Below are 21,944 nucleotides of genomic sequence, written 5' to 3'. Positions count from 1 at the left end.
ACCGTCGGTCGGTGCCGATGGAGCCCAGGAGCGAGCACCGCCAGCGCGGGTACCGGGTGCGGCTGGAGTGGGGCCCCCACGGCGTCGAGGTGCTCGCCGCCGACTGCGCCGTGCTGGTCGTGGTCGACGTCCTGTCGTTCTGCACGTCGGTCGACATCGCGGTGGGGCGGGGCGCCGCGGTGCTCCCGCAGCGCGACCACGACCCGGCCGCCGCGGAGGCCGAGGCCGAGCGGGCCGGGGCGGTCCCGGCCGGGCGCCGCGACGGCCCGGGACCCTCGCTGCGCCCGTCGTCGCTGCTCGGGCTGGCTGCGGGCACCACGCTGGCGCTGCGCTCACCGAACGGCGCCACCCTGTGCGCCGCCGCCGCGGCCGCGGGCGTCCCGCTACTGGCGGGCTGCCTGCGCAACGCCGGCGCGGTTGCCGCGGCCGCGGATCGGTTCGACGGCCCGGTCGGGCTGGTCGCCGCCGGGGAGCGCTGGCCGGACGGCACGCTGCGGGTGGCCGTCGAGGACGCCGTCGGCGCCGGCGCGATCGCCGCCCGGCTGCGCGACCGCTCCACCGAGGCCGACCTGGCCGCCGCGCAGTTCGCCGCGGCCCGCGCCCGCGGCCTGCTCGACGTGCTCGCCGCCACCTCGTCCGGTCGGGAGCTGCTCGCCGACGGCTACGGCGCCGACGTCGCGCTGGCCGCCGCGCTGGACGCGAGCCGCGCCGTCCCCGCCCTGACGGGCGGCCTGCTCGCCGGTAGCGTTCGCGGGTGACGTTCAGCGACGAGCTGCGGACCGCCGCGGCGAAGGCCTGGGACGCGGCGGCCACCCACCGCTTCGTCGACGAGCTGTGGGCCGGGCGGCTGGAGCCCGGCGTGTTCGGCGCCCACCTCGTGCAGGAGAGCCTCGTCCTGGACCCGTTCGTGGCGCTCATGGGCGCCACCGTCGCCGTCTGCGACCTGCCCGAGTCGCGGTTGGCGCACGCGCGCAGGCTCGGCCTGGTCGCCGGGCCGCCCGCCGCCTACCTGGCCCGCGCCATGGACGTGCTGGACGTGCCGCTCGACGAGCGCACCCACCCCGAGCCGCGCCCGGCCACCGCGCAGCTGCGCGAGCTGCTGGAGACGGTGCGGTCCGCCGTCGACCACCCGTCCTGCCTGACCGTGCTGCTGGTGGGCGAGTGGCTGCGGCTGGACTGCGCCACCCGGTCCGACGCCGACGCCCCGACCGACCCGCTGGCCCGGGAGTGGGTCGAGCTTCGCCGGGGTGCGGCGTTCGAGGGCTGGGTCGCGTTCCTGCGCCTGGAGTTCGACCGGGTCAGCGCGGCGCTGGACGACGACCGCCGCGACGTGCTGCGCGCGCTGTTCGTCCGGACGGCGGAGCTGGAGCTGGCGTTCCTCGACGGTGCGTACGTCTGAGTGGGCCGTCCAGACCCCCGGCGGTGTTCCGAACGGCGGCGGATCGGGAACATCGGTGAAGTGCAGCACTCCTGTCCGTTGCCCGGTGTGACCCGCGCTCGTAACAAACGACACCTAGCGTCGGCGTCATGAGCGACCTCCCCCTGCTCGGCGTGGAGGAGGAGTTCCACGTCGTCGACCTGGAGACCCGCCGCTCCGCGCCCGAGGTGGACGCGCTGCTGTCCCAGCTCGACGGCGACGAGTTCGCCCCCGAGCTGCAGCGCTCCCTCGTCGAGACCAACACGCCGGTCTGCGCCACGCTCGACGAGCTGCGCGAGAACCTGCGCCGCCTGCGCGGCACGCTGGAGGCCACCGCGAGCCCGCTCGGGCTCGGTGTCGTGGCCGCGGGCACGGTCCCGCTGGCCGACATGTCCACCGACGCGATCTCGGCGGGCGCCCGCTACGAGCGGATGCAGCACGAGTACCAGCTGCTGGTCAGCGAGCAGCACATCTGCGGCGCGCAGGTGCACGTCGACGTGCCCGACCGCGACGTCGCCGTGCAGGTCACCCAACGGGTCGCGCCCTACCTGCCGACGCTGCTGGCGATCTCGGCCAGCTCGCCGTACTGGCGCGGGCGCGACTCGGGCTACGCCAGCTTCCGCAGCATGGTCTGGTCGCGCTGGCCGACGGCGGGCCCGCCCGGGCACCTGGAGACCGCGGCCGACTACGACCGCATGGTCGACGAGCTGATCGCGTCCGGCACGATCAGCGACCCCGGGATGGTCTACTTCGACATCCGGCCCAGCGCCCACCTGCCGACCGTCGAGCTGCGGGTGTGCGACGCCTGCCCGCAGGTCGACGACGTGGTGCTGATCGCCGGGCTGTTCCGGGCGCTGGTGGCCAGGGCCCGGGCCGACCTCGACGCCGGGCTCCCGCTGCCCGCGGCCCGCCACGAGCTGCTGCGCGCGGCCAGCTGGCGGGCGGCCCGCTCGGGCCTGGAGGGCGACCTCGTCGACCTGGTCGGCCCCTCGCTGGTCGCCCCCGAGGTGCTGATCGGCGCGCTGGTCGACCACCTGCGCCCGCAGCTGGAGGAGGTCGGCGACTGGGAGCAGGTGCTGGAGCTGTCCCGGGCCGCGCTGGGCCGGGGCAGCGCCGCGGCCGCCCAGCGCCGCGTGTACGGCCGCCGCGGCGAGTACGTCGACGTCGTCGACGCGCTGCTGGCGCACACCCAGGGCAGGCGGCCGAGCCACGAGCCGCCGCAGACGGTGCCCGCCGCCGCCGAGCTGCTCGCCGCCTACCACCCGTCGTCGTTCGACGAGGCGGTCAGCGCGGGCGGCACCGTGCTGCCGCACTACGGCTGGATGTTCCGCTCGCTGGAGCGGATGGGCCCGCGCGGGCTGGCCGCGGCCGAGTCGGCGCTGCGCACCGAGCAGCGCGCCCGCGGGGTCACGTTCCGCGTCGGCGACGGCGAGCCCGACCGGCTGTTCCCGCTCGACCTGGTGCCCCGCATCGTGACCAGCGAGGACTGGAGCGGGCTGACCGCCGGGCTCACCCAGCGGGTGCGCGCGCTGGAGGCGTTCATCCGCGACGTCTACGCCGAGCGGTCGATCGTCGCCGACGGCGTCGTGCCGCCCGCGGTCGTCCAGGACGCGCCCGGGCTGAGCCGGGTGGGCCGGCTGGTCCCGGCGGACGCCGTGCGGATCGCGGTGGCCGGCATCGACCTGGTCCGCGACCGCGCCGACCACTGGCTGGTGCTGGAGGACAACCTGCGGGTGCCGTCGGGGATCGGCTACTCGGTGATGAGCCGGCGGTTGATCCGCAGCGTCATGCCCGACCTGGAGCCGCCGGCCGGGGTGGTCGGCCTGGAGCGGGTGCCGGGGATGCTGCACTCGGCGCTGCTGTCGGCCACCGACGTGGACGACCCCGGCTACGACGAGGTCGCGCTGCTCTCCGCGGGCGAGTCGGACTCGGCGTACTTCGAGCACCGGCTGCTGGCCGCCCGGATGGGCGTGCCGGTGGTGACCCCGCGCCAGCTGCAGGTCAGCGAGGACGGGGTGTACCTGGTCGGCACCGGGGCGCGGCGCAGGCTGTCCGCGCTCTACCGGCGCATCGACGAGAACGTGCTGCTCTCGGCGAAGGGCGCCGACCTGCGCCCCATCGGCCGGGCGCTGGTCAACGCGGTGTCGCGGGGCACGGTGGCGATGCTGAACGCGCTGGGCAACGGGGTCGCCGACGACAAGCTGGTCTACGCCTACGTGCCGCGGATGGTCGAGTACTACCTGGGCGAGAAGGTCCTGCTGGACAACGTCCCCACCTACCCGTGCGTCGACCCCGAGCAGCGCGCCCAGGTGCTCGACCGCCTCGACGAGCTGGTGCTCAAGCCGGTCGACGGCTACGGCGGGCAGGGCATCGTGATCGGCCCGCACGCCGAGCGCGCGGAGCTGGCCGCGGTGGCCGAGCAGATCCGGGCCCACCCGGCCGGCTGGGTGGCCCAGGACCTGGTCGAGCTGTCCACGCACCCGACCTTCGCCGAGGGCAAGCTGGAGCCGCGGGCGGTCGACCTGCGGGCGTTCGTGCTGCAGTCGCGCCTGGGCGGGCAGCCGCACGCCGAGGTGCTGCCGGCCGCGTTGAGCCGGATGGCCCCGGCCGGCAGCATGATCGTCAACTCGTCCCGGGGCGGCGGCGCCAAGGACACCTGGGTCCTGAGATGAGGTCGTGAGTGGAAATCAGGGCCCCAGCCGGTTTCCACTCACGAGCGCATCAGGGCCTCGATGAGGGGGCGGGGGTCGGGGGCGACGCCGGGGGGCTGGAAGACCACCGACGTTGCGCCCACCCCGCCCAGCTCCGCCGCCCGGCGGGCCATCTGGGCGGACAGGTCGGTCGCGGTCGGGTCGGCCTCGACGTAGACGACCGCCCGGAACGGCCCGTCGGCGCGCCCGGCGGCCTCCCGGCCCTGCTGGACCGACGCCAGCTGGCGGCGCACGCCCTCGGGGGTCTGGTCGACGTCGAGGATGACCCCGTCGGCCAGCTCCCCGGCCAGCCGCAGCGTCTTCGGCCCGCGCCCGCCGACCAGCAGCGGCGGGGGCTGGGGCGGCGGCCAGTCCAGCGCGACGGCGTCGAGCTGGACGTGCTTCCCGGACGTCGTGACGGTCTCGCCGCCCAGCAGCGCGCGGATCGCGGTCGTCTGCTCGCGCAGCAGCGTCATCGGCGACGCGGCCCTGGCCCCGACCTGCGCCATCCAGTCCAGCACGCCGTGCCCGAGACCGGGCAGGAACCGGCCGGGGAACATCCTGGCCACAGTGGCGAGCTCCATCGCGGTCAGTGCCGCGTTGCGCAACGGCACCGGGACCAGCCCGATGCCGACGGCCAGCCGATCGCTCCAGGCCAGCGCCGCCGCCGCGGCGCTCATGCTGCCCTCGAAGAAGCAGTCCTCCCACAGCCACAGCTCGGCCACCCCGGCGTCCTCGGCCGCGCGCACCGCATCGCGCAGCTGCTCGGGAGGGCACTGGGGGCGGAACACCACGCCGGTCGTCGGTGAGCTCACCGGTGGAGTCCACCACAGGAGAGGCGCGGGACACGAGGTGGAAACACGGTGCCGCTTGCGCGGACGGGGGTCGGCATCGTCCACTCGTCCGAACCAGACCGCGACGAGAGGACAGAGCGCATGTGCGGCATCGCCGGGGAGATCCGGTTCGACGGCGGCGAGCCCGACGTGGCGGCCGTCGCGCGGATCACCGCCGCGATGCACCGGCGGGGCCCGGACGGCTCCGGGGTGCACGCCGTCGGCCCGGTCGCGCTCGGCCACCGCCGGCTCAAGATCCTCGACCTGTCCGAGCGCGGCGCCCAGCCGATGGTCGACTCCGAGCTGGGGCTGAGCGCGGTCTTCAACGGCCTGGTCTACAACTTCCGCGAGCTGCGCCAGGAGCTGGAGGCCGCGGGCTACCGGTTCTTCTCCCACACCGACACCGAGGTGCTGATCAAGGCGTTCCACCGCTGGGGCCCGGCCTGCGTGGAGCGCTTCCTCGGGATGTTCGCGTTCGCGATCGTCGACCGCGAGTCGGGGGTGCTGACCCTGGGCCGCGACCGGCTGGGCATCAAGCCGCTGTACTACAGCGAGGGGCCGCGGAGCCTGCGGTTCGCCTCGTCGCTGCCGGCGCTGCTGGAGGGCGGTGGGGTGGACACCGGCATCGACCCGGTCGCCCTGCACCACTACATGACGTTCCACTCGGTGGTGCCCGCGCCGCGCACGATCCTGGCCGGCGTCCGCAAGCTGCCCCCGGCCACCGTGCGCACGATCCAGCCCGACGGCGCCAGCAGCGACCACGAGTACTGGCGGCCCGAGCACGTCCGCGACCCGCGGCGGGCCGGCATGAGCGCGGGCGACTGGCGCGACGCGGTGCTGGAGGCGCTGCGGCTGGCGGTGCGCCGCCGGATGGTCGCCGACGTGCCGGTCGGCGTGCTGCTCTCCGGGGGGCTCGACTCGTCGCTGGTGGTGGCGCTGCTGGCGCAGGAGGGCCAGGTCGGGCTGAAGACGTTCAGCGTCGGCTTCCACGCCACCGCGGGCGAGGCCGGCGACGAGTTCGAGTACTCCGACCTGGTCGCGCAGACCTTCGGCACCGACCACCAGCAGATCCTGGTCGACCCGTCGCGGATGCTGCCCGCCGTCGACGGGGCGATCACGGCCATGGCCGAGCCGATGGTCAGCCACGACTGCGTCGCGTTCTACCTGCTGGCCGAGGAGGTCAAGAAGTCGGTCACGGTCGTGCAGTCCGGGCAGGGCGCCGACGAGGTGTTCGCCGGTTACGACTGGTACCCGCCGCTGGCCCGCACGCCGCGCGAGCGTGCGGTCGAGGAGTACGCGAAGGTCTTCACCGACCGCCCGCACGCCGACCTGGCGAACATCCTGGAGCCGGAGTGGCTGCTCGACCACGACCCGAGCCGGGCGTTCATCGCCGAGCGGTTCGGAATGCCCGGCGCGCAGGACACGTTGGACGCGGCGTTGCGCATGGACTCGACGATCATGCTGGTCGACGACCCGGTCAAGCGCGTGGACAACATGACGATGGCGTGGGGCCTGGAGGCGCGGGTCCCGTTCCTGGACCATGAGCTGGTGGAACTCGCCGCCGCCTGCCCGCCCGAGCTGAAGCTCGCGCACGGGGGCAAGGGCGTGCTCAAGGAGGCTGCCCGCGGCGTCGTGCCGGATGCCATCATCGACCGGCCGAAGGGCTACTTCCCGGTGCCGGCGATCCGGCACCTGGAGGGCCCGTTCCTCGACCGGGTGCGCGACGCCGTCACCGACCCGGTGGCCAAGGCGCGGGGGCTGGTCCGCCGCGACTGGCTGGACGCGATGCTGGCCGACCCCAACACCCAGCGCACCAACCTGGGGTCGAACGCGTTGTGGCAGGTGGCTCTGCTGGAGATGTGGTTGCAGGAGAGGGGGCTCTAGCTTGGTGTCCATCCATTCGCAGGCTGAGCTGGCCGAGCGACGTCTCGCCCGCAGCGGGCGATCCGACTCCCCCATCCCCCACTACTGCGAACCGGTGCCGTCCCCGGACGGCACCCGCATCGCCTGGATCTCCGACCGCGACGGGCGCCCGCACGCCTGGGTGGCCGTGCTGCCCGCCGACGGCGGCCCGGTCGTCGAGCCGGACTTCCCGCTGGTGACCGGCGACGACGTGCAGGCGCTGAGCTGGTCGCCCGACGGCGCCTGGATCGCCTGCCAGCTCGCCCACTGCGGTGGCGAGCGCACGCGGGTGCGGCTGCACAGCCCCGACTCCGGGGAGGTCCAGGAGATCGCCCCCGGCGCCGCGGCGGTCACCCTCGGGTCCTGGTCGCCCAGCGGCAACCAGCTCGGCGTCACCGTGTTCCCCGAGGGCGCCGGCGACGGCCAGGCCTGCCTCTACGACCTGCGCGACGGCACGTCGACGGTGGTCGCGGCCGGGCCGGCCGCGCGGGTCTGCGCGGTCAGCGGCGACGGCCGCCGCGCCGTCGTGCGGCTGGGCAGGCGCGGGCAGCGCGGCCTGGAGCTGGTCGACCTGTGGTCGGGGCGGCGCACCGAGCTGATCCCCGGCGGGGAGGCCAACGTGGCCGACGCCCGGTTCGGCATCACCGGGCGCCAGCTCTACGTGCACACCGACGCCGGCCGGGAGCGGCCCGCGCTGCTCGCGGTCACCCTGCGCGGCGACGCGGTGTCCACCGTGTTCGTGGTGGCCGAGCGCGAGGACGCCGACCTCGACATCGTCGCGCTCGACCCGGCGGGCGTGCGCGCCGCGCTGGTCTGGAACGTGGCCGGGGTGAGCGAGAACGAGCTGCTCGACCTGCGCTCCGGCCTCGCCGAGCCGCTCGGCCCCGTCCCCGGCGACGTGGTCACCGGCCTCGCCTTCACCCGCGACGGCGACGCGCTGCTGGTCGCGGCCGAGGGCCCGACGGTCACCCCGCGGGTGAGCCGGGTCGCGCTGGACACCGGCGAGCTGGGCCCGCTGCTGCCCGCCGAGCCCGACGACGGCGGCGCCTTCGTCGCGCCCACGCTGCACGAGTTCCGCGCCGAGGACGGGCTGGTGCTGTCGGGGTGGCTGTTCCGCCCGCGCGGCGCGCTGGGCCCGCTGCCGACGCTGCTGTGGCTGCACGGCGGCCCGGAGGCCCAGGAGCGGCCGGTGCACCAGCCGCTGTTCCAGGCCATGGTGGCGGCCGGGGTGGCGGTGTTCGCGCCGAACGTGCGGGGCTCGATCGGCTACGGGCGCTCCTTCGCCGCGGCCGACGACCTCGACCGCCGCTTCGTGGCGATCACCGACGTGCGCGCGGCCGTCGACTTCCTGGTCTCGGCCGAGCTGGCCGACCCGGCGAGGGTCGGGGTCTCCGGCCGGTCCTACGGCGGCTACCTGACGCTGGTCGCGCTGGCCTGGTTCCCGGAGCTGTTCGCGGTGGGCGTGGACGTGTGCGGGATCTCCGACTTCGCCACGTTCTACGACCAGACCGAGCCGTGGATCGCGGCCGCCGCGGTCACCAAGTACGGCGACCCGCGGGTCGACGCGGAGCTGCTGCGCGAGCTCTCCCCGATCCACCACGTCGACCGGATCGTGGCGCCGCTGCTGGTGGTGCACGGGGCGCACGACACCAACGTGCCGCTCGTGGAGGCCGAGCAGGTGGTGGCGGCGCTGCGCGAGCGGGCGGCCTCGCCGGGGTTCCTGCTGTTCGACGACGAGGGCCACGAGGTGCACGGCACGGCCAACCGGGCGGTGTTCGTCCGCGAGGTGGTGGGGTGGGTCACCGCGCACCTGCTGGAACCGGTGGAGCAGACGGCCTGACCGACCGGCCGGGCGGTCAGCTGGAGAAGCTCTCCATGATCGTCCGGCCGTCGTCGATCGCGATGTCCCAGGAGTACGGTACGTCGGTCTCCGTGGGGCTGCCGTCGTTGTAGGTGAAGGTCACCAGGCCCGTGACGGTGCCGGTCGTCGGGTCCGGGCGCTGCACGTTCCGGACGATCACCCGGTCGACCCGGCTCCAGAAGTTCCGGTACCCGGACTCGCCGCCGGACTGCGCGACCGCGCGCGGGCTCAGCCGCGACAGCGCCGCGTCGATGTTGCCGGGCAGCTGCGAGTAGTAGTCCAGGACGAACTGCACCGCGTCGTTCGGCGCCGTGGCGGGCGTGCTCGTCGGCTCCGCCGTCGTCGTGGGCGCGGGCTCGGTGGTGGGCGCAGGCGTGGGCGAGGGCGGATCCTCGCCGCCCTCGGTGGTCGACGGCGCGCCGGCGGGCGGCGCGGCGACCTCACCGGTGGTCGTCGGCGCGGCCGACGGGTCGGCGCCGCCCCCGCCACCGGCCAGGTTGTTCAGCAGGACCGCGGCGATCGCGCCACCGACGACGAGCGCGGCGACCAGCGCGATCAGCCAGACCGGCGGGCGGCGGCGGTCGCGCGGCTCGGCGGGCGGGCGGGTCGGGCGGGCGGGCGCCGCGGCCGGGACGGGGCGCGGCGAGGGCCGGCGGGGGGCGGCCCGCCCCGCCGGGGGCGGCAGCACGGCGGTGGCCGTGCCCGGCGGCGCGGCCGCACCGGAGGCCACCTTGGCCAGCAGGTCGCGGGCCTGGGCGGCGGTCGGCCGCTCCTCGGGCTCCTTGGCCAGCAGCCGCATCATCACGTCGTGCAGCTCGCCGGCCTGCTTCGGCGGCTCGACCTCACCGGTGGCCACCTTGTGCAGCAGGGCGTAGGCGTTGTCGTCCAGTCCGAAAGGTGGGCCACCCTCGACCGCGGCGTACAGCGTGGCGCCGAGCGCGAAGACGTCCGAGGCCGAGGTGGGGTCCTGGCCGCGGGCCACCTCGGGGGCCAGGAACGCCGGTGTGCCGGCGATCAGGCCGGTGCGGGTGAGCTGGACGTCGTCCACGGCGCGCGAGACGCCGAAGTCGGTGAGCTTGACCCGGCCGTCGTCGCCGAGCAGCACGTTGCCCGGCTTGATGTCGCGGTGCACCACGCCCGCCTTGTGCGCGGCGGCCAGCCCGTCGGCGACCTGGCTGCCGATGTCGGCCGCCTCGCGCGGGGCCATCGGCCCGTCCTGGGCGAGCCGCTGGGCCAGCGACACCGACGGCAGGTACTCCATGACCAGCCAGGGGCTGTCCTCGTGCACGACGACGTCGAACATGCTGATGACGTGCGGGTGCTGCAGCCGGGCCCCGATGCGGCCCTCGCGCAGGATGCGTTGGCGGGACTCCTCCAGCGCGCCGCCCCTGGCCGGGACCGCGGCCGCGAGCAGCTCCTTGACCGCGACGGTGCGGTTCAACAACTCATCGGTAGCCCGCCAGACGGCGCCCATGGCGCCGGCGCCGATCCGCTCTTCCAACCGGTAGCGGTCGCCGATGCGGCTCGGGGTGTCATCGGACGGGGTACTCATCGTGGCCTAGGGTAGCGACCCCTGCTCCGGCCCGGACCAGTGCGGTCGTGCTCGTCACCGCCCGGTCCTCGGCGGCCGCGCGCCCTGACTCGATCTTGGCCGGACGGCCGTCCCGCGGTGCCGCGGGCGGACCCCGGCGGGCCCGCCCGCGCGGGTCTCAGTCGAACGCGGGGTCCTCGCTGCGGGTGCGCTTCAGCTCGAAGAAGTGCGGGTAGGACGCCAGCAGCCGGCTGCCGTCGAACACCCGGCCGGCGTCCTCGCCGCGCGGGATGCGCGAGAGCACCGGGCCGAAGAACGCCACGCCGTCGATGTGGATGGTGGGCGTGCCCACGTCCAGCCCGACCGGCTCCATGCCCCGGGCGTGGCTCTCGCGCAGCTCGGCGTCGTGCTCGGTGCTCGTCGCCGCGGCGGCCAGGGACGCCGGCAGCTCCAGCTCGGCCAGCGCCTCCTTGATCACCACGTCGAAGTCCTTGTTGCCCCGGTCGTGGATGCGCGTGCCCATCGCCGTGTAGAGCGGCTCGAGGATCTCCGGGCCGCGCTCCTTCGCCGCGGCGATCGCCACGCGCACCGGGCCCCAGCCGCGGTCCATCATCGCCCGGTAGTCCTCCGACAGGTCGCGGCCCTCGTTGAGCACAGACAGGCTCATCACGTGCCAGTCGATCCGCACGTCGCGGACCTCGCGCACCTCCAGCATCCACCGCGAGGTGATCCACGCCCACGGGCAGAGCGGGTCGAACCAGAAGTCGACCCTCGCCGTTGCGGTGGTGGCGTCCGTGCTGGTCACAGCTTCTCCGTTCGACGGTGGGCTCACTCGTCAACGCCAACCCGTGACCGCCCGTCGGGATTCCCGCCCGCCCGGTCGCGGCCGGGACCGATCTCACCGGCATCCGCCGCCGGCACGTGGTTGGATCGCGGACACCGACGACCCCGAAGGAGCCCGCAGAGCGCATGGCCCCGCCCAACCTGACCCGCACGGACGCCGAGCGGCGGGCCGCACTCCTGTCGGTCGACGACTACGTGATCGAGCTCGACCTGACCGACGGCGGCGGCAAGCCCGGCGACGCGACGTTCGCCACGACCACCACGGTCCGCTTCACCTGCCGCGAGCCGGGCGCCGACAGCTGGATCGACCTCGTCGCGGCCGACGTCGCCGCCGCCACGCTCAACGGCGAGCCGCTCGACGTCTCGGGCTACCGCGAGGAGGACGGCATCGCGCTGCCCTCGCTGGCCGCCGCGAACGAGCTGCGCGTCGAGGCGACCGGCCGGTACATGAACACCGGCGAGGGCCTGCACCGCTTCGTCGACCCCCTCGACGGCGGCGTCTACCTCTACTCCCAGTTCGAGACGGCCGACGCCAAGCGCATGTTCGCCTGCTTCGACCAGCCCGACCTCAAGGCCCGCTACACGGTCACGGTCGCCGCCCCGGCCGACTGGCAGGTCGTCTCCAACGCCGCCCCCGCCTCGACCGACGACGGCGAGGGCGGCGCGGTCGTGCACCGCTTCGCGACCAGCGAGATCATGTCGACGTACCTGGTGGCGCTCATCGCCGGCCCGTACGCGGCCTGGCACGACGAGTACCGCGACGAGCACGGAACCATCCCGCTGGGCATCTACTGCCGCTCCTCCCTCGGCCAGTTCATGGACGCCGAGCGGCTGTTCACCGAGACCAAGCAGGGCTTCGACTTCTACCACCGCAACTTCGGGGTGCGGTACCCCTTCGGCAAGTACGACCAGCTGTTCGTGCCGGAGTTCAACGCCGGGGCGATGGAGAACGCCGGCGCGGTCACCTTCCTGGAGGACTACGTCTTCCGGTCCCGGGTCACGCGGTCGGTCTACGAGCGCCGCGCCGAGACCGTGCTGCACGAGATGGCCCACATGTGGTTCGGCGACCTCGTGACCATGCGCTGGTGGGACGACCTGTGGCTGAACGAGTCGTTCGCGACCTTCGCCAGCGTGCTCTGCCAGGCCGCCGCCACCGAGTACAAGGAGGCCTGGACGACGTTCGCGAACGTCGAGAAGTCCTGGGCCTACCGCCAGGACCAGCTGCCCTCCACGCACCCCATCGCCGCCGACATCCCCGACCTGCAGGCCGTCGAGGTCAACTTCGACGGCATCACCTACGCCAAGGGCGCCTCGGTGCTCAAGCAGCTGGTGGCCTACGTCGGGCTGGAGCCGTTCCTGGCCGGGCTGCGCGCCTACTTCACCGCGCACGCCTGGGGCAACGCCACCTTCGACGACCTGCTGGGCGCGCTGGAGGACGCCTCAGGGCGCGACCTGTCCGGCTGGGGCGCGCAGTGGCTGCGCACCACCGGGCTCAACCTGCTGCGCCCCTCGTTCGACGTCGACCGCCGCGGCGCGTTCAGCCGCTTCGAGGTCGTGCAGGGCGGGGCCCGGCCGGGCGCGGGCGAGCTGCGCACGCACCGGCTCGCCGTCGGCGTCTACGACGACGACGGCAGCGGCAAGCTGGTGCGCACGCACCGGGTCGAGGTCGACGTCAGCGGCGAGCGCACCGCCGTCCCGGAGCTGCTGGGCGTCCCCCGCGGCCGGCTGGTGCTGGTCAACGACGACGACCTCACCTACTGCGCCCTGCGGCTCGACCCCGACTCGCTGACCACCCTGATCGACCGGATCGGCGACATCGCCGATCCGCTGCCGCGCACGCTGTGCTGGTCGGCGGCCTGGGAGATGACCCGCGAGGCCGAGCTCAAGGCGCGCGACTTCGCCACCCTGGTGGCCGGCGGCTTCGCCGCGGAGACCGAGGTCGGCGTGCTGCAGCGGCTGCTCCTGCAGGCCCAGACGGCGACCGCGTCCTACGCCGACGAGCAGTGGGCCTTCGAGAGCGGCTGGCCGATGATCGTCGACGCGCTGCTGCGCCGGCTGGCCAGCGCGGAGGCCGGCTCGGACACCCAGCTGGCCACGGTCAACGCGCTGGCCTCGTGCGTGCTCTACTCCAGCGTGCTCGACGGGTTCCGGCTCTGGCTGGACGGCCTGGACGTGCCCGACGGGCTCACCATCGACACCGACCTGCGCTGGCGGCTGCTGCACGCGCTGGTCGCGCACGGCCACGCCAGCGAGGCCGACATCGACGCCGAGCAGGAGCGCGACCCCACCTCCACCGGGCAGCGGCAGGCCGAGCGGGCCCGCGCGCTGGTCCCGTCGGCGGCGGCCAAGGAGCGCGCCTGGGAGCGCGCCGTGCACGACGACGACATCCCGAACGCGGTCCAGGAGGCGATCATCTCCGGGTTCGCCCACCCGACCCAGCGGGGGCTGCTGGGCGGCTACGTGGAGCGGTACTTCTCCCAGGTCTCCGAGGTCTGGTCGCGCCGGACCAGCGAGCGGGCGCAGTCGGTGGTCGTGGGGCTGTTCCCGTCGTGGGCCGTGGACAAGTCCACGGTCGAGGCGGCCGACGCCTGGCTGGCCGACGAGTCGCACCCGCCCGCCCTGCGCCGGCTGGTGTCCGAGGGCCGCGCCGGGATCGTCCGGGCCCTGGGCGCCCGCGAGTTCGACCGCAGCTGACCGGTCGGGCTCACGTGCTGTGATCGCGCACCGTCGGGTGTCACTCGATGCGGTTGTCCGGCGACAGCGCGTTAACGACCACCCCCGAGCCGGACGACACTGCCCGGTGACGGCCGAGCGGCCGGGATGGGGGCAACGGACGTGTCGCGGTGGCCGGGTTCGACGGACGGGGCGACCGCGCTCGCGCAGCGGCCCTACGGCGGGCCGCCCGGCGGCGAGGCGCTGACCGCCCGGGTCGTCGAGGACCCGGTGGCCCCGCTGGCCGCCGCGATCGTCGGCCCCGGCGGCACCGGCAAGTCGATGCTGCTCGACGAGCTGGCCGCCGCCTACGCGCGGGCAGGCGTGGAAGTCGTCCGGTACCCGGGGCCGTGGTCGGACCCGCGGGACGCCGCCGTCCTGGTCGACGACGCGCACCGGCTCACCGACGCCGATCTCGACCGGCTCTGCCGCCTCGCCGCCGACCCGGCCGCCCGGCTGGTGCTGGCCCACCGGCCCTGGCCGCGCCCGCGCGCGCTCGCCGCGCTGACCGCCACCCTCGGCCCCCGCCGGATCGTGGCCATGGTCGGCCACCTCGACCGGGCCGCGGTGGCCGACCGGATCGCCGAGCGGCTCGACTGCGCGCCCCCCGAGCCGATGGTCGCGCTGGTCCACGAGCAGTCCGGCGGCCTGCCCGGCCTGGTCGACCTGGTCGCCCACGTGCTGCGCGAGTCGGGCCGCTTCGACCCGCGCGAGCCGGAGCGGTTCGACCGGCCCGACCGGATCACGGTCTCCGCGGCGTTCGCCGAGCGGCTGCGCCACCGGGTGGACGCGCTGGAACCCGACGTGCACGCCGTGCTGGAGGCGATGGCGCTGGGCGCCGCGCTGGACAGCGACGTGCTGGGCACCCTGTTCGACGGCCTGCCCGGCGGCGGCCAGGTGGGGATGGACGCCGGGATCGGGGCGGCCGTCGAGGCCGCCATGGCCACCGGCCTGCTGCGCGACACCGGGGAGCTGATCCCGATCATCCAGGCGCTGTTCCTGCGCCTGACGCCGGTGCTGCGCCGCCGCGAGCTGCAGTGCCGGCTGGCCACCATCGAGCTCGACCGCGGCGGCTCCGTGCTCGTCGCGGGGCGCAGGCTGCTGGGCACCGGCGCGAGCGGGACCCGGGTCGCCGCGGTGCTGGAGGCCGCCGCCGACGAGGCGATCGCCGACTCCCCGGCGCTGGCCGCCGAGCTGCTGGCGGGCGCGGTCGCGGCCGGGCGCCCGGCCCGCGCGCTGGCCGCCCGCCGGGCCCGGGCGACCGCGCTGGCCGGCGACCTGGACGCCGCCCTGCGCCACGCCGACCCGGTGCTCGCCGCCGCGTCGCACACCGACGCGACCCTCACCGACGCGGCGGCCGCCGACCGCGCCCAGGCCGTGCACACGACCGCGGCCGTGCTCGCCCACCGCGGCATGCTGTCGGGCAGCGCCGAGCTCTACCGCAGCCTCTCCCCCGCCGACGCCCTGCTGGGCGTGCCCGCGCTGGTCGCGACGGGCGCGCTGGCCGAGGCCGAGCGGGCGGTCGCCGCCGCGGCCGCGGCCCCCGGCCCGTCGACGCTGCTCGGCGGGGCCGCCGCGCTGATGGCCGATGGCATGATCGCCACGGTCACCGGCTCGGCCCCGGCCGCGGTGTCGCGGCTGTCCCGGGCCGCCGCCCTGCTCGAGCCGATCGCGGCCACCGCGCTGCTGCCCGACACCCCCGCCGCCCTGACCGCCGTCGTCGCGCTGCAGTGCGGCGAGCTGTCGGTCGCCGCCGACGTCCTGCGCCGGGCCGTGCAGGGCCGCCACGGCGGGCGCCCCGCCGCCCTGCGCCACCGGCTGCTGCACGCCCGGCTGCTGCTGGCCGGCGGCCACCCCGGCGCCGTCCGCAGGCTGCTCGACCGCCTCTCCCGCCCCGACGTGCGCCTGGAGCCCCGCGACGAGGTCGTCGCCGCCGCGCTGGACGTCGCCGTCGCCCGCCGCGCGGAGAGCCCCGGCGCGCTGGCCACGGCCTGGGCCCGCGCCCGCGACGCGCTGGTCCGCTACCCGGTCGACCTGTTCACCCTGCGCCAGCTGGGCGAGCTGGCCGTCGCCGCCGCCGCGCTCGACGAGTCCGACCGCCTCGCCGCCCACCTCGACGAGGCCGAGCAGCTGCTCGACCGCCTCGGCCGTCCGGCGCTGTGGACGGCCCCGCTGCACTGGTCGCGGCTGCAGGCCGCGGTCGTCACCGACGCCGCCGAGGAGGTCGACCGCCAGGTCGAGGCCCTGGCCGCGATGGCCGACACCGGCCCGTACCCGGCGGTGCTGCACGCCGCCGGGACCGCCTGGGCGGACGTGCTCACCGGGCGCACCGACCCGGACGCCCTGGTCGCACTGGGCCGCCGCATGCAGGCCGTCGGGCTGGGCTGGGAGGCCGCCCGGCTGCTCGGCCGGGCCGCCCCGCTCGTGCCCGAGCGCCGGGCCGCCGCCGCGCTGCACGCGTTCGCCCGCACCGTGGCCCCGGGGGCGACCCCGGACACCGCCGCACCGGACACCACCGAACCCAGCACCCCCGAGCTCGACACGGCCACCCCGGCGACCCCCGCGGACGACAACCCCTTCACCGAGCGCGAGCTGGAGATCGGGCGGCTGATCCTGGCCGGGTTGACCTACAAGCAGATCGGGTCGCGGCTCTACATCTCGGCGAAGACGGTGGAGCACTACGTGGCGCGGATGCGGCAGCGGCTCGGGGTGGGGTCGCGGGGGGAGCTGTTCGACCGGTTGCGGGCTGCGGTCGCGGCTGTCGGGGACGGTTGAGCGCCTGCCTGGGTGACCCCTGGCTCGCTTCGGGTGGGCTCGTCGGGGGCCTCCGGCGGCGCCTTCGCGACGGGCGACCTCGGATCGAGCAGGGGGCTTGGGGGAGGACCCGTTGGTGTCCGATTCGCCCGATCAGTGGCGCGGATGTCGATCACCGCCGGAGCGCTGCGAGCACCCGATCCAGCCCGCCCCGCGCACCTCACAGCACAGGAAGTGGTCCTCACCGCCCGCCGGCGCGCTGTGAGGACCACCCTGGCGCTGTGAGGACCGGATTCCCTCCACGGCGGTCACCCACGAAGCCCGGCACCGAGACCGATCGGAAGCCCGGCGTCCCCCCAGAAGCCCCTGCCGTCACGTCGGCGCGCGCAGCGCAGGCGCCGCCGGAGGCCCCGAAGCACCCCACCGGACCGAGCCGCCCCCGGACACGGCCCTGCCGAAGGCGCAGTACCCCGAGCCGAGCTACCCCTTGGACGCCACCAGGCGGTGCCTGGCCGACGGCTCGGCCTGCTCCGCCGTCCCGGCCGGCTTGGGCAGCAGCGTCTTCACCCGCTCCTGCAGCTTCTCCAGCTTCGCCAGCTCGGCGGGGATCTCGCTCAGCCTGCGGTCGCGGTCGACGTGCGAGGCCTTGACCGAGCGCTCGGCGGTCGACAGCGACTCCTTCAGCGAGCGGTTCAGCTGCTCGGCCAGCTCGGTGAAGTGGTCGCGCAGGTCCCGCTGGACGCCGCGGAGCATGTCCCGGGAGTCCTTCCCGACCTGGAACGTGACGTCGTCGACGTAGCGGCGCACGCTGACCTTGGCCTCGCCCTGGCGGCGGGTGATGATGCGGCGGCGTTCGTCGCTGATGGTCTTGCCGCCCAGCAGCAGGCCCGCGCCGATCGAGAACGGGTTGACCAGCGACAGCCCGACCATGGTTCCGATGAGGCCGAACATCAGCACGCCCATGTAGCTGCCGCGCAGGCCGGTGAGGGCCTTCTGGGCGAGCTTCCAGGGTTCGGTCTCGCGCATGCGCAGCTCGCGGACGGAGCCGAGGGCGTCGGAGGCCTCGGTGCGCAGGGTCGGCAGGAGGGCTTCGCGCTCCTCGGCGAAGTGGGTGGCGACCTGCTGGGCGAGCCAGCGGGCGCGTTCGGTGGCCCAGACGAAGTTCGTCGACGCCGCGGAGGCGACCTGCTGCTGCACCCAGCTGGACAGCTGCTCCCAGGTCTTGGTGGGGTCGCCGCCCTCGTCGATCTCCTCCTCGGCGAGCCGGGTGATCTCGCGCATGCGGTCGCGCAGGTCGTGGTCGATGTCGGCGTTGAGGTCGGCGACGCCGTCGTTGAGGGTGTGCTGCCAGCGCGCCGAGCGCTCCTTGAGCGCGGCGGCCTGCTGCTGGGCCGTGGTCAGCTCGGCGATCAGCTCCTGGACCTGCTCGGGGTTGCGCTGGGCCGCCTCCTCGGAGCGCAGCCCGTCGATGAGCTGGCCGGTGACGGCGAGGATGTCGTGCACGGTGGAGCGGCGGGCCAGCAGGTCGGCCTGGCCGAGGACGCGGTGGGCGAGGAAGGCCTCCAGCTCGGGGAAGCCGGACTCGGTGTTGAGCGCGTCGTCGCCGGTGAGCACGGCCTGCCAGCGGATCGTGGACGACACCCCGAACAGCTCGGCCTCGATGCCCGCGGAGCGCAGGTGCCCGCGGTCGAGCTCGGCGATGCGCCGCCACTCCGGGTAGAGGTCGGTCTTGGTGAGTACGCAGGCCACGTTCGGGCACAGCCGCACGGCCTGGCGCAGGAACTCCAGCTCCGGGGCGGTGTACTCCTGGGAGGCGTCCGAGACCAGCAGCACGGCGTCGGCGGTGGGCAGCGCGGACATGGTGGCCGCGCCGTGCACGGAGTTCAGGCCGCCGACGCCGGGCGTGTCGACGACCTCCAGCCCGGCCTGCAGGATGTGGCGCGGGATGCCGACCTCGACGTGGCTGATGCCCTGGCGGTTCTCCGGGTTCTGCTGCTCGGTGACGTGGCGGGCCACCGCGTCGGACAGCTCGTGCAGCGGTACCGCGGGCTGCGGGTGGCGCTGCTCGACCGGCGGCCCGTCGCCGCCGCTGTCGGCCAGCCGCACGAGGGTCAGCGACGGCTCCTGCGCGTAGCGCACCACGGTCGACACGGCGGTCGCGACGTCGTCGTACACCGGGCAGACCGGGGCGCTGACCAGCGAGTTCACCAGCAGGCTCTTGCCCTGCTTGAACTCCCCGACGACCAGCACCCGCACCTTGTCGTCGAGCAGCCGGGCCCGGGCCTGGCGCAGCCGGGCCTCCAGGTCGGGGCGCTGGTAGGGGGCGATCGTGGCCAGCGTCAGGTCGATGGCCTTGGCCGAGCGGGGCAGCTCCACGGGCTTCCTCCTGGGTACAGCTCCGCCCTCTCCGACCCGGGGAGGCGGAGAGGGCGGAGCCGAGGCCGGCGCGGGCGGGGGCGGAGCCCGCGTCCGGCGTCCGGGGTGGGTTCAGGTCCGGTGGGACCCGATCAGGCGTTGACCAGGTTCACGTCGGCGCCGTCGTTGTCCACGTCGCCGACGGTCGTCGAGCTGTCGTCGTTGTAGGAACCGTTGACGTCGACCTCCGTGCTGCTGCTGGAGTCGTTGCCCGAGTCGGTGACGGTCGTGGAGTTGTCGCTGGAGTCGTTGCCCGAGTCGATGACGACGTCGGTCTCGCTGTTGTCCTCGTTCAGCGAGTCCGTGACGGTGGTCGTCTCCTCGGAGTTGCCCACGTCGTCCTGGTCACCGTTGGCGACGTTGCTGTCGTTGATCACGCCGCCCTTGTTGTCGACGCCGTCGTTGTCCTCGTTGAACGAGTCCTGGATGACGGTGTCGGCGGTGATGCTGTTGTCGGTGTAGCTGAAGTGGTTGTTGTACTCGTTGTAGGTGTTGTACTCGGGCGCCGCGTGCTTGACGATCACCTGCTTGTCCACCTCGTGGGTCTTGACCACGTGGTGGATCTCGCGGACCGGGTCGTCATCGTCGTCGTGGCGCGGCCGGTGGGGCGCGTCGTGGTGGCGCGACCCGTCGTGGTGGCGCGACCCGTCGTGGTGCTGCTGCGACCGCACGCCGGGGTGGTCGGCGATGATCGGCTGGGCGTCGCAGACGTCCTGCGCGGAGACGCCCTCCAGGCCCGCCCGGGCCAGCATGCCCTGCGGGTCCCGGGCGAACTCGGCCTGGGCCTGTTCGTCGCGCAGCAGGTCCAGCAGGAACTCGATCAGAGCGTTGACGGTGTCCATCGTGGTTCACCTCCAGGGTTCGGGGCCCGTCGGGGCGGGCGAGATCGGGGGTGGAGCGGACCGGGCTCCGGCCCCGCCGGGGAGCGGGGCCGGAGCCCGGGTGGATCAGATGTCGATCTCGAGCAGGTCGGCCTCGACGTCGTTGAGGATGTCGCTGACGTCCACGTCGATGCCGTCGTTGTCGATGTCGCCGACGTCGACCGAGTTGTCGGTGTTGCCGACGTTCTCCAGGTCCAGGTCGAAGTCGGTGGAGAAGTCGTTGCCCGAGTTCGTGACCGTGGTCGAGTTGTCGGAGTAGTCGTTGCCGACGTTGTCCAGCACGGTCAGGCGGCTGGCGTCGGTGTTGAACGAGCCGTCGATCGTGGTGATCTCGACGGAGTTGCCGACGCCGGTCTGGTCGCCGTTGGCCACGTTCGACCCGTTGATCAGGCCGCCGGCGTTGTCGACGCCGTCGTTGTCCTGGTTGAACGAGCCCTCGACGTCGGCGTCCTTGAGGTCGAAGCCGTCGTCGTCGGTGAACGAGTCGGTGAAGTCCAGGTCGGCGGTGGTGTTCACGAACTGGTCGGCGGAGTTGGTGCCACCGTCGCCACCCGCGCCACCCGCGCCGCCCGCGCCCGAGGTCGCGCTGCTGGCCACGCCGGCCGTGGCGCCCGACCCGCCGGAGCCGGCCAGCGCGATGCCGCCGTCGGCACCGGTCGCGTCGCCGCCCACGCCGGAGCCGGCGCCGAAGCCGCCGGTCCCGGTGCCGGCGCCACCGGCGCCGCCGAACAGGTCGAACAGCCCGCCGTCGCCGTCGCCGCCGACCCCGAGGCCGTTGCCGCCGGCGCCCGTCCCGGCGCCGGAGCCGGCGTCGTTGGTGCCGCCGTTGGCCTGGGCCACGCCGCCTGCCCCGCCGCCGCCGCTGGCGATGACCACCGGGTTGCTGACGGCCGCACCGGTGGAGCCGCCGGCGCCGCCCGCACCGCCCGCCGCGTTCTGCTGGTTGTCGCTGATGACGTCCGGGTCCTGGACGAAGGTGAAGCTGGGCCCGTAGTTGTTGGTCATGTCTTCGGTGTCCTGTTCTCGCGAGGAGGAGTGGCGGAGGGCGGGTCAGAGGGGGAGGTTCAGGTCCAGGTCACCGTCGAGGTCGAGGTCGTTGAGCACGTCCTCGACGTCCACGTCGATCAGGTCGTTGTCGATGTCGCCGACGTCGACCGAGTTGTCGGTGTTGCCCACGTCGTCCAGGTCGATGTCGAAGTCCTGGGACAGGTCGTTGAACGAGCCGGAGATCGTCTCGGAGTTGTCCGAGTAGTCGTTGCCGACGTTCTGCAGGACCTGGGTGACGCTCTCGTCGGTGTTGAACGAGTCGGTGATGGTCGTCGTCTCGAACGAGTTGCCGACGTTGGACTGGGCGCCGTCGGCGACGTTGGAGTTGTTGATGATGCCGCCGGCGTTGTCGACGCCGTCGTTGTCCTGGTTGAACGCGTCCTCGACGTCGGCACCCTTGAGGTCGAAGCCGTCGTCGTCGGTGAACGAGTCGGTGAAGTCCAGGTCGGCGGTGGTGTTCACGACCTGGTCGGCCGAGTTGCTGCCGCCGGCCCCGCCCGCGCCACCGGCGCCGCCGGCGCCCGAGGCCGCGCTGCTGGCCACGGTGGCCGACGCGCCGTCGCCGCCGGAGCCGGCGACAGCGGTTCCGGCGTTGGCGCCCTCCGCGTCGCCGCCCACCCCCGAGCCGGCGCCGAAGCCGCCGGTCCCGGTGCCGGCGCCACCGGCGCCGCCGAACAGGTCGAGCAGGCCGCCGTCGCCGTCGCCCCCGATGCCGAACCCGTTGCCCCCGGCGCCCTGGCCCAGGCCGCTGCCGGCGTCGTTGGTGCCGCCGTTGGCCTGCGCCCCGCCGCCGCTGCCGCCGGCGCCGTTGGCCAGCACCTCCGGGTTGCTCATCGCCGCACCGGTGGACCCGCCGGCGCCACCGGCGCCACCGGCCGCGCTCTGCTGGTTGTTGCTGATCACGTCGGGGTTCTGGACGAAGTTGAAGCTGGGCATCGGGTGCTCCTGGTGCTCTGCGTCTCGGGGGACTCGCCGTGCCGGCTGTCGTTCACCGGCCTGACGCAAAGTTAGAAGTCGTGACCCCCCGTGGTCATCGGGGCGCGGGCCGAACGCCGCGG

The 21,944-nt window shown here is 74.5% G+C and carries 14 protein-coding genes; 7 read left to right on the top strand and 7 right to left on the bottom strand.

The genetic code is table 11. The annotated features are described in order from the left end of the window. Positions 1 to 17: 17 nt before the first annotated feature. The 3 genes from KDL28_RS25145 (at position 18) to KDL28_RS25135 (ending at position 4,089) form a co-directional block, all read left to right on the top strand. On the top strand, positions 18 to 758 hold the full coding sequence (locus tag KDL28_RS25145) for a 2-phosphosulfolactate phosphatase (protein ID WP_252442225.1): 741 nt from the start codon (positions 18 to 20) through the stop codon (positions 756 to 758). Further along, entirely contained in the window at positions 755 to 1,399 is a 645-nt protein-coding gene (locus KDL28_RS25140; RefSeq protein ID WP_252442144.1) for a TenA family protein, read from the top strand. Before KDL28_RS25145 ends, KDL28_RS25140 begins: the two co-directional genes overlap by 4 nt. A 128-nt stretch (positions 1,400 to 1,527) precedes the next feature. Next, the gene (locus tag KDL28_RS25135; RefSeq protein ID WP_252442142.1) at positions 1,528 to 4,089 is read left to right on the top strand and encodes a carboxylate--amine ligase/circularly permuted type 2 ATP-grasp protein; all 2,562 of its coding nucleotides are present in this window, start codon (positions 1,528 to 1,530) and stop codon (positions 4,087 to 4,089) included. Between the two features lie 38 nt (positions 4,090 to 4,127). Here the strand turns inward: KDL28_RS25135 and KDL28_RS25130 are convergent, their stop codons facing one another. Continuing rightward, on the bottom strand, positions 4,128 to 4,922 hold the full coding sequence (locus tag KDL28_RS25130) for an LLM class flavin-dependent oxidoreductase (RefSeq protein ID WP_252442140.1): 795 nt from the start codon (positions 4,920 to 4,922) through the stop codon (positions 4,128 to 4,130). A 120-nt stretch (positions 4,923 to 5,042) separates the two neighbouring features. On the opposite strand from KDL28_RS25130, the gene KDL28_RS25125 reads away from it, so the two are divergent. Then, on the top strand, positions 5,043 to 6,824 hold the full coding sequence (locus KDL28_RS25125; RefSeq protein WP_252442138.1) for an N-acetylglutaminylglutamine amidotransferase: 1,782 nt from the start codon (positions 5,043 to 5,045) through the stop codon (positions 6,822 to 6,824). Positions 6,825 to 6,918: 94 nt separating this feature from the next. Continuing rightward, positions 6,919 to 8,682, top strand: coding sequence for a S9 family peptidase (locus KDL28_RS41670; RefSeq protein WP_252442136.1), 1,764 nt, complete (start codon positions 6,919 to 6,921; stop codon positions 8,680 to 8,682). Positions 8,683 to 8,698: 16 nt separating this feature from the next. On the opposite strand, the gene KDL28_RS25115 is transcribed toward KDL28_RS41670, so the two are convergent. Together KDL28_RS25115 and KDL28_RS25110 are read right to left on the bottom strand one after the other, a co-directional pair. Next, entirely contained in the window at positions 8,699 to 10,255 is a 1,557-nt protein-coding gene (locus tag KDL28_RS25115; RefSeq protein ID WP_252442134.1) for a serine/threonine-protein kinase, read from the bottom strand. Between the two features lie 157 nt (positions 10,256 to 10,412). Then, the gene (locus tag KDL28_RS25110; RefSeq protein ID WP_252442132.1) at positions 10,413 to 11,039 is read right to left on the bottom strand and encodes a DsbA family protein; all 627 of its coding nucleotides are present in this window, start codon (positions 11,037 to 11,039) and stop codon (positions 10,413 to 10,415) included. Between the two features lie 164 nt (positions 11,040 to 11,203). Between KDL28_RS25110 and pepN the strand changes: the two genes are divergently transcribed. Both pepN and KDL28_RS25100 read left to right on the top strand, forming a co-directional pair. After that, positions 11,204 to 13,771 (top strand): aminopeptidase N, encoded by a 2,568-nt coding sequence (pepN, locus tag KDL28_RS25105; protein WP_252442130.1) that lies wholly within the window; start codon positions 11,204 to 11,206, stop codon positions 13,769 to 13,771. A 126-nt stretch (positions 13,772 to 13,897) separates the two neighbouring features. Continuing rightward, a complete protein-coding gene (locus tag KDL28_RS25100; protein WP_252442128.1) occupies positions 13,898 to 16,564 on the top strand; it encodes a helix-turn-helix transcriptional regulator in 2,667 nt (888 codons plus the stop codon). Between the two features lie 459 nt (positions 16,565 to 17,023). On the opposite strand, the gene KDL28_RS25095 is transcribed toward KDL28_RS25100, so the two are convergent. From KDL28_RS25095 to KDL28_RS25080, 4 genes are all read right to left on the bottom strand, one after another. Further along, positions 17,024 to 18,919, bottom strand: coding sequence for a dynamin family protein (locus KDL28_RS25095; RefSeq protein ID WP_252442126.1), 1,896 nt, complete (start codon positions 18,917 to 18,919; stop codon positions 17,024 to 17,026). Positions 18,920 to 19,050: 131 nt separating this feature from the next. Continuing rightward, complete coding sequence (locus KDL28_RS25090) at positions 19,051 to 19,800, bottom strand: IniB N-terminal domain-containing protein (protein ID WP_252442124.1); 750 nt, start codon at positions 19,798 to 19,800, stop codon at positions 19,051 to 19,053. Positions 19,801 to 19,905: 105 nt separating this feature from the next. Beyond that, positions 19,906 to 20,844 carry a hypothetical protein gene (locus KDL28_RS25085; protein WP_252442122.1) on the bottom strand — a complete coding sequence of 313 codons (939 nt, stop codon included), beginning with the start codon at positions 20,842 to 20,844 and terminating at the stop codon, positions 19,906 to 19,908. A gap of 45 nt (positions 20,845 to 20,889) precedes the next feature. Further along, positions 20,890 to 21,822, bottom strand: a complete 933-nt coding sequence (locus KDL28_RS25080) for a hypothetical protein (protein ID WP_252442235.1) — start codon at positions 21,820 to 21,822, stop codon at positions 20,890 to 20,892. Positions 21,823 to 21,944: the final 122 nt, after the last annotated feature.

The organism is Pseudonocardia humida, from assembly GCF_023898865.1.
Lineage (GTDB): Bacteria > Actinomycetota > Actinomycetes > Mycobacteriales > Pseudonocardiaceae > Pseudonocardia > Pseudonocardia humida.
The sequence above is the reverse complement of the archived record's forward strand: the minus strand, read 5'-3'. Positions and strand labels throughout refer to the sequence as shown.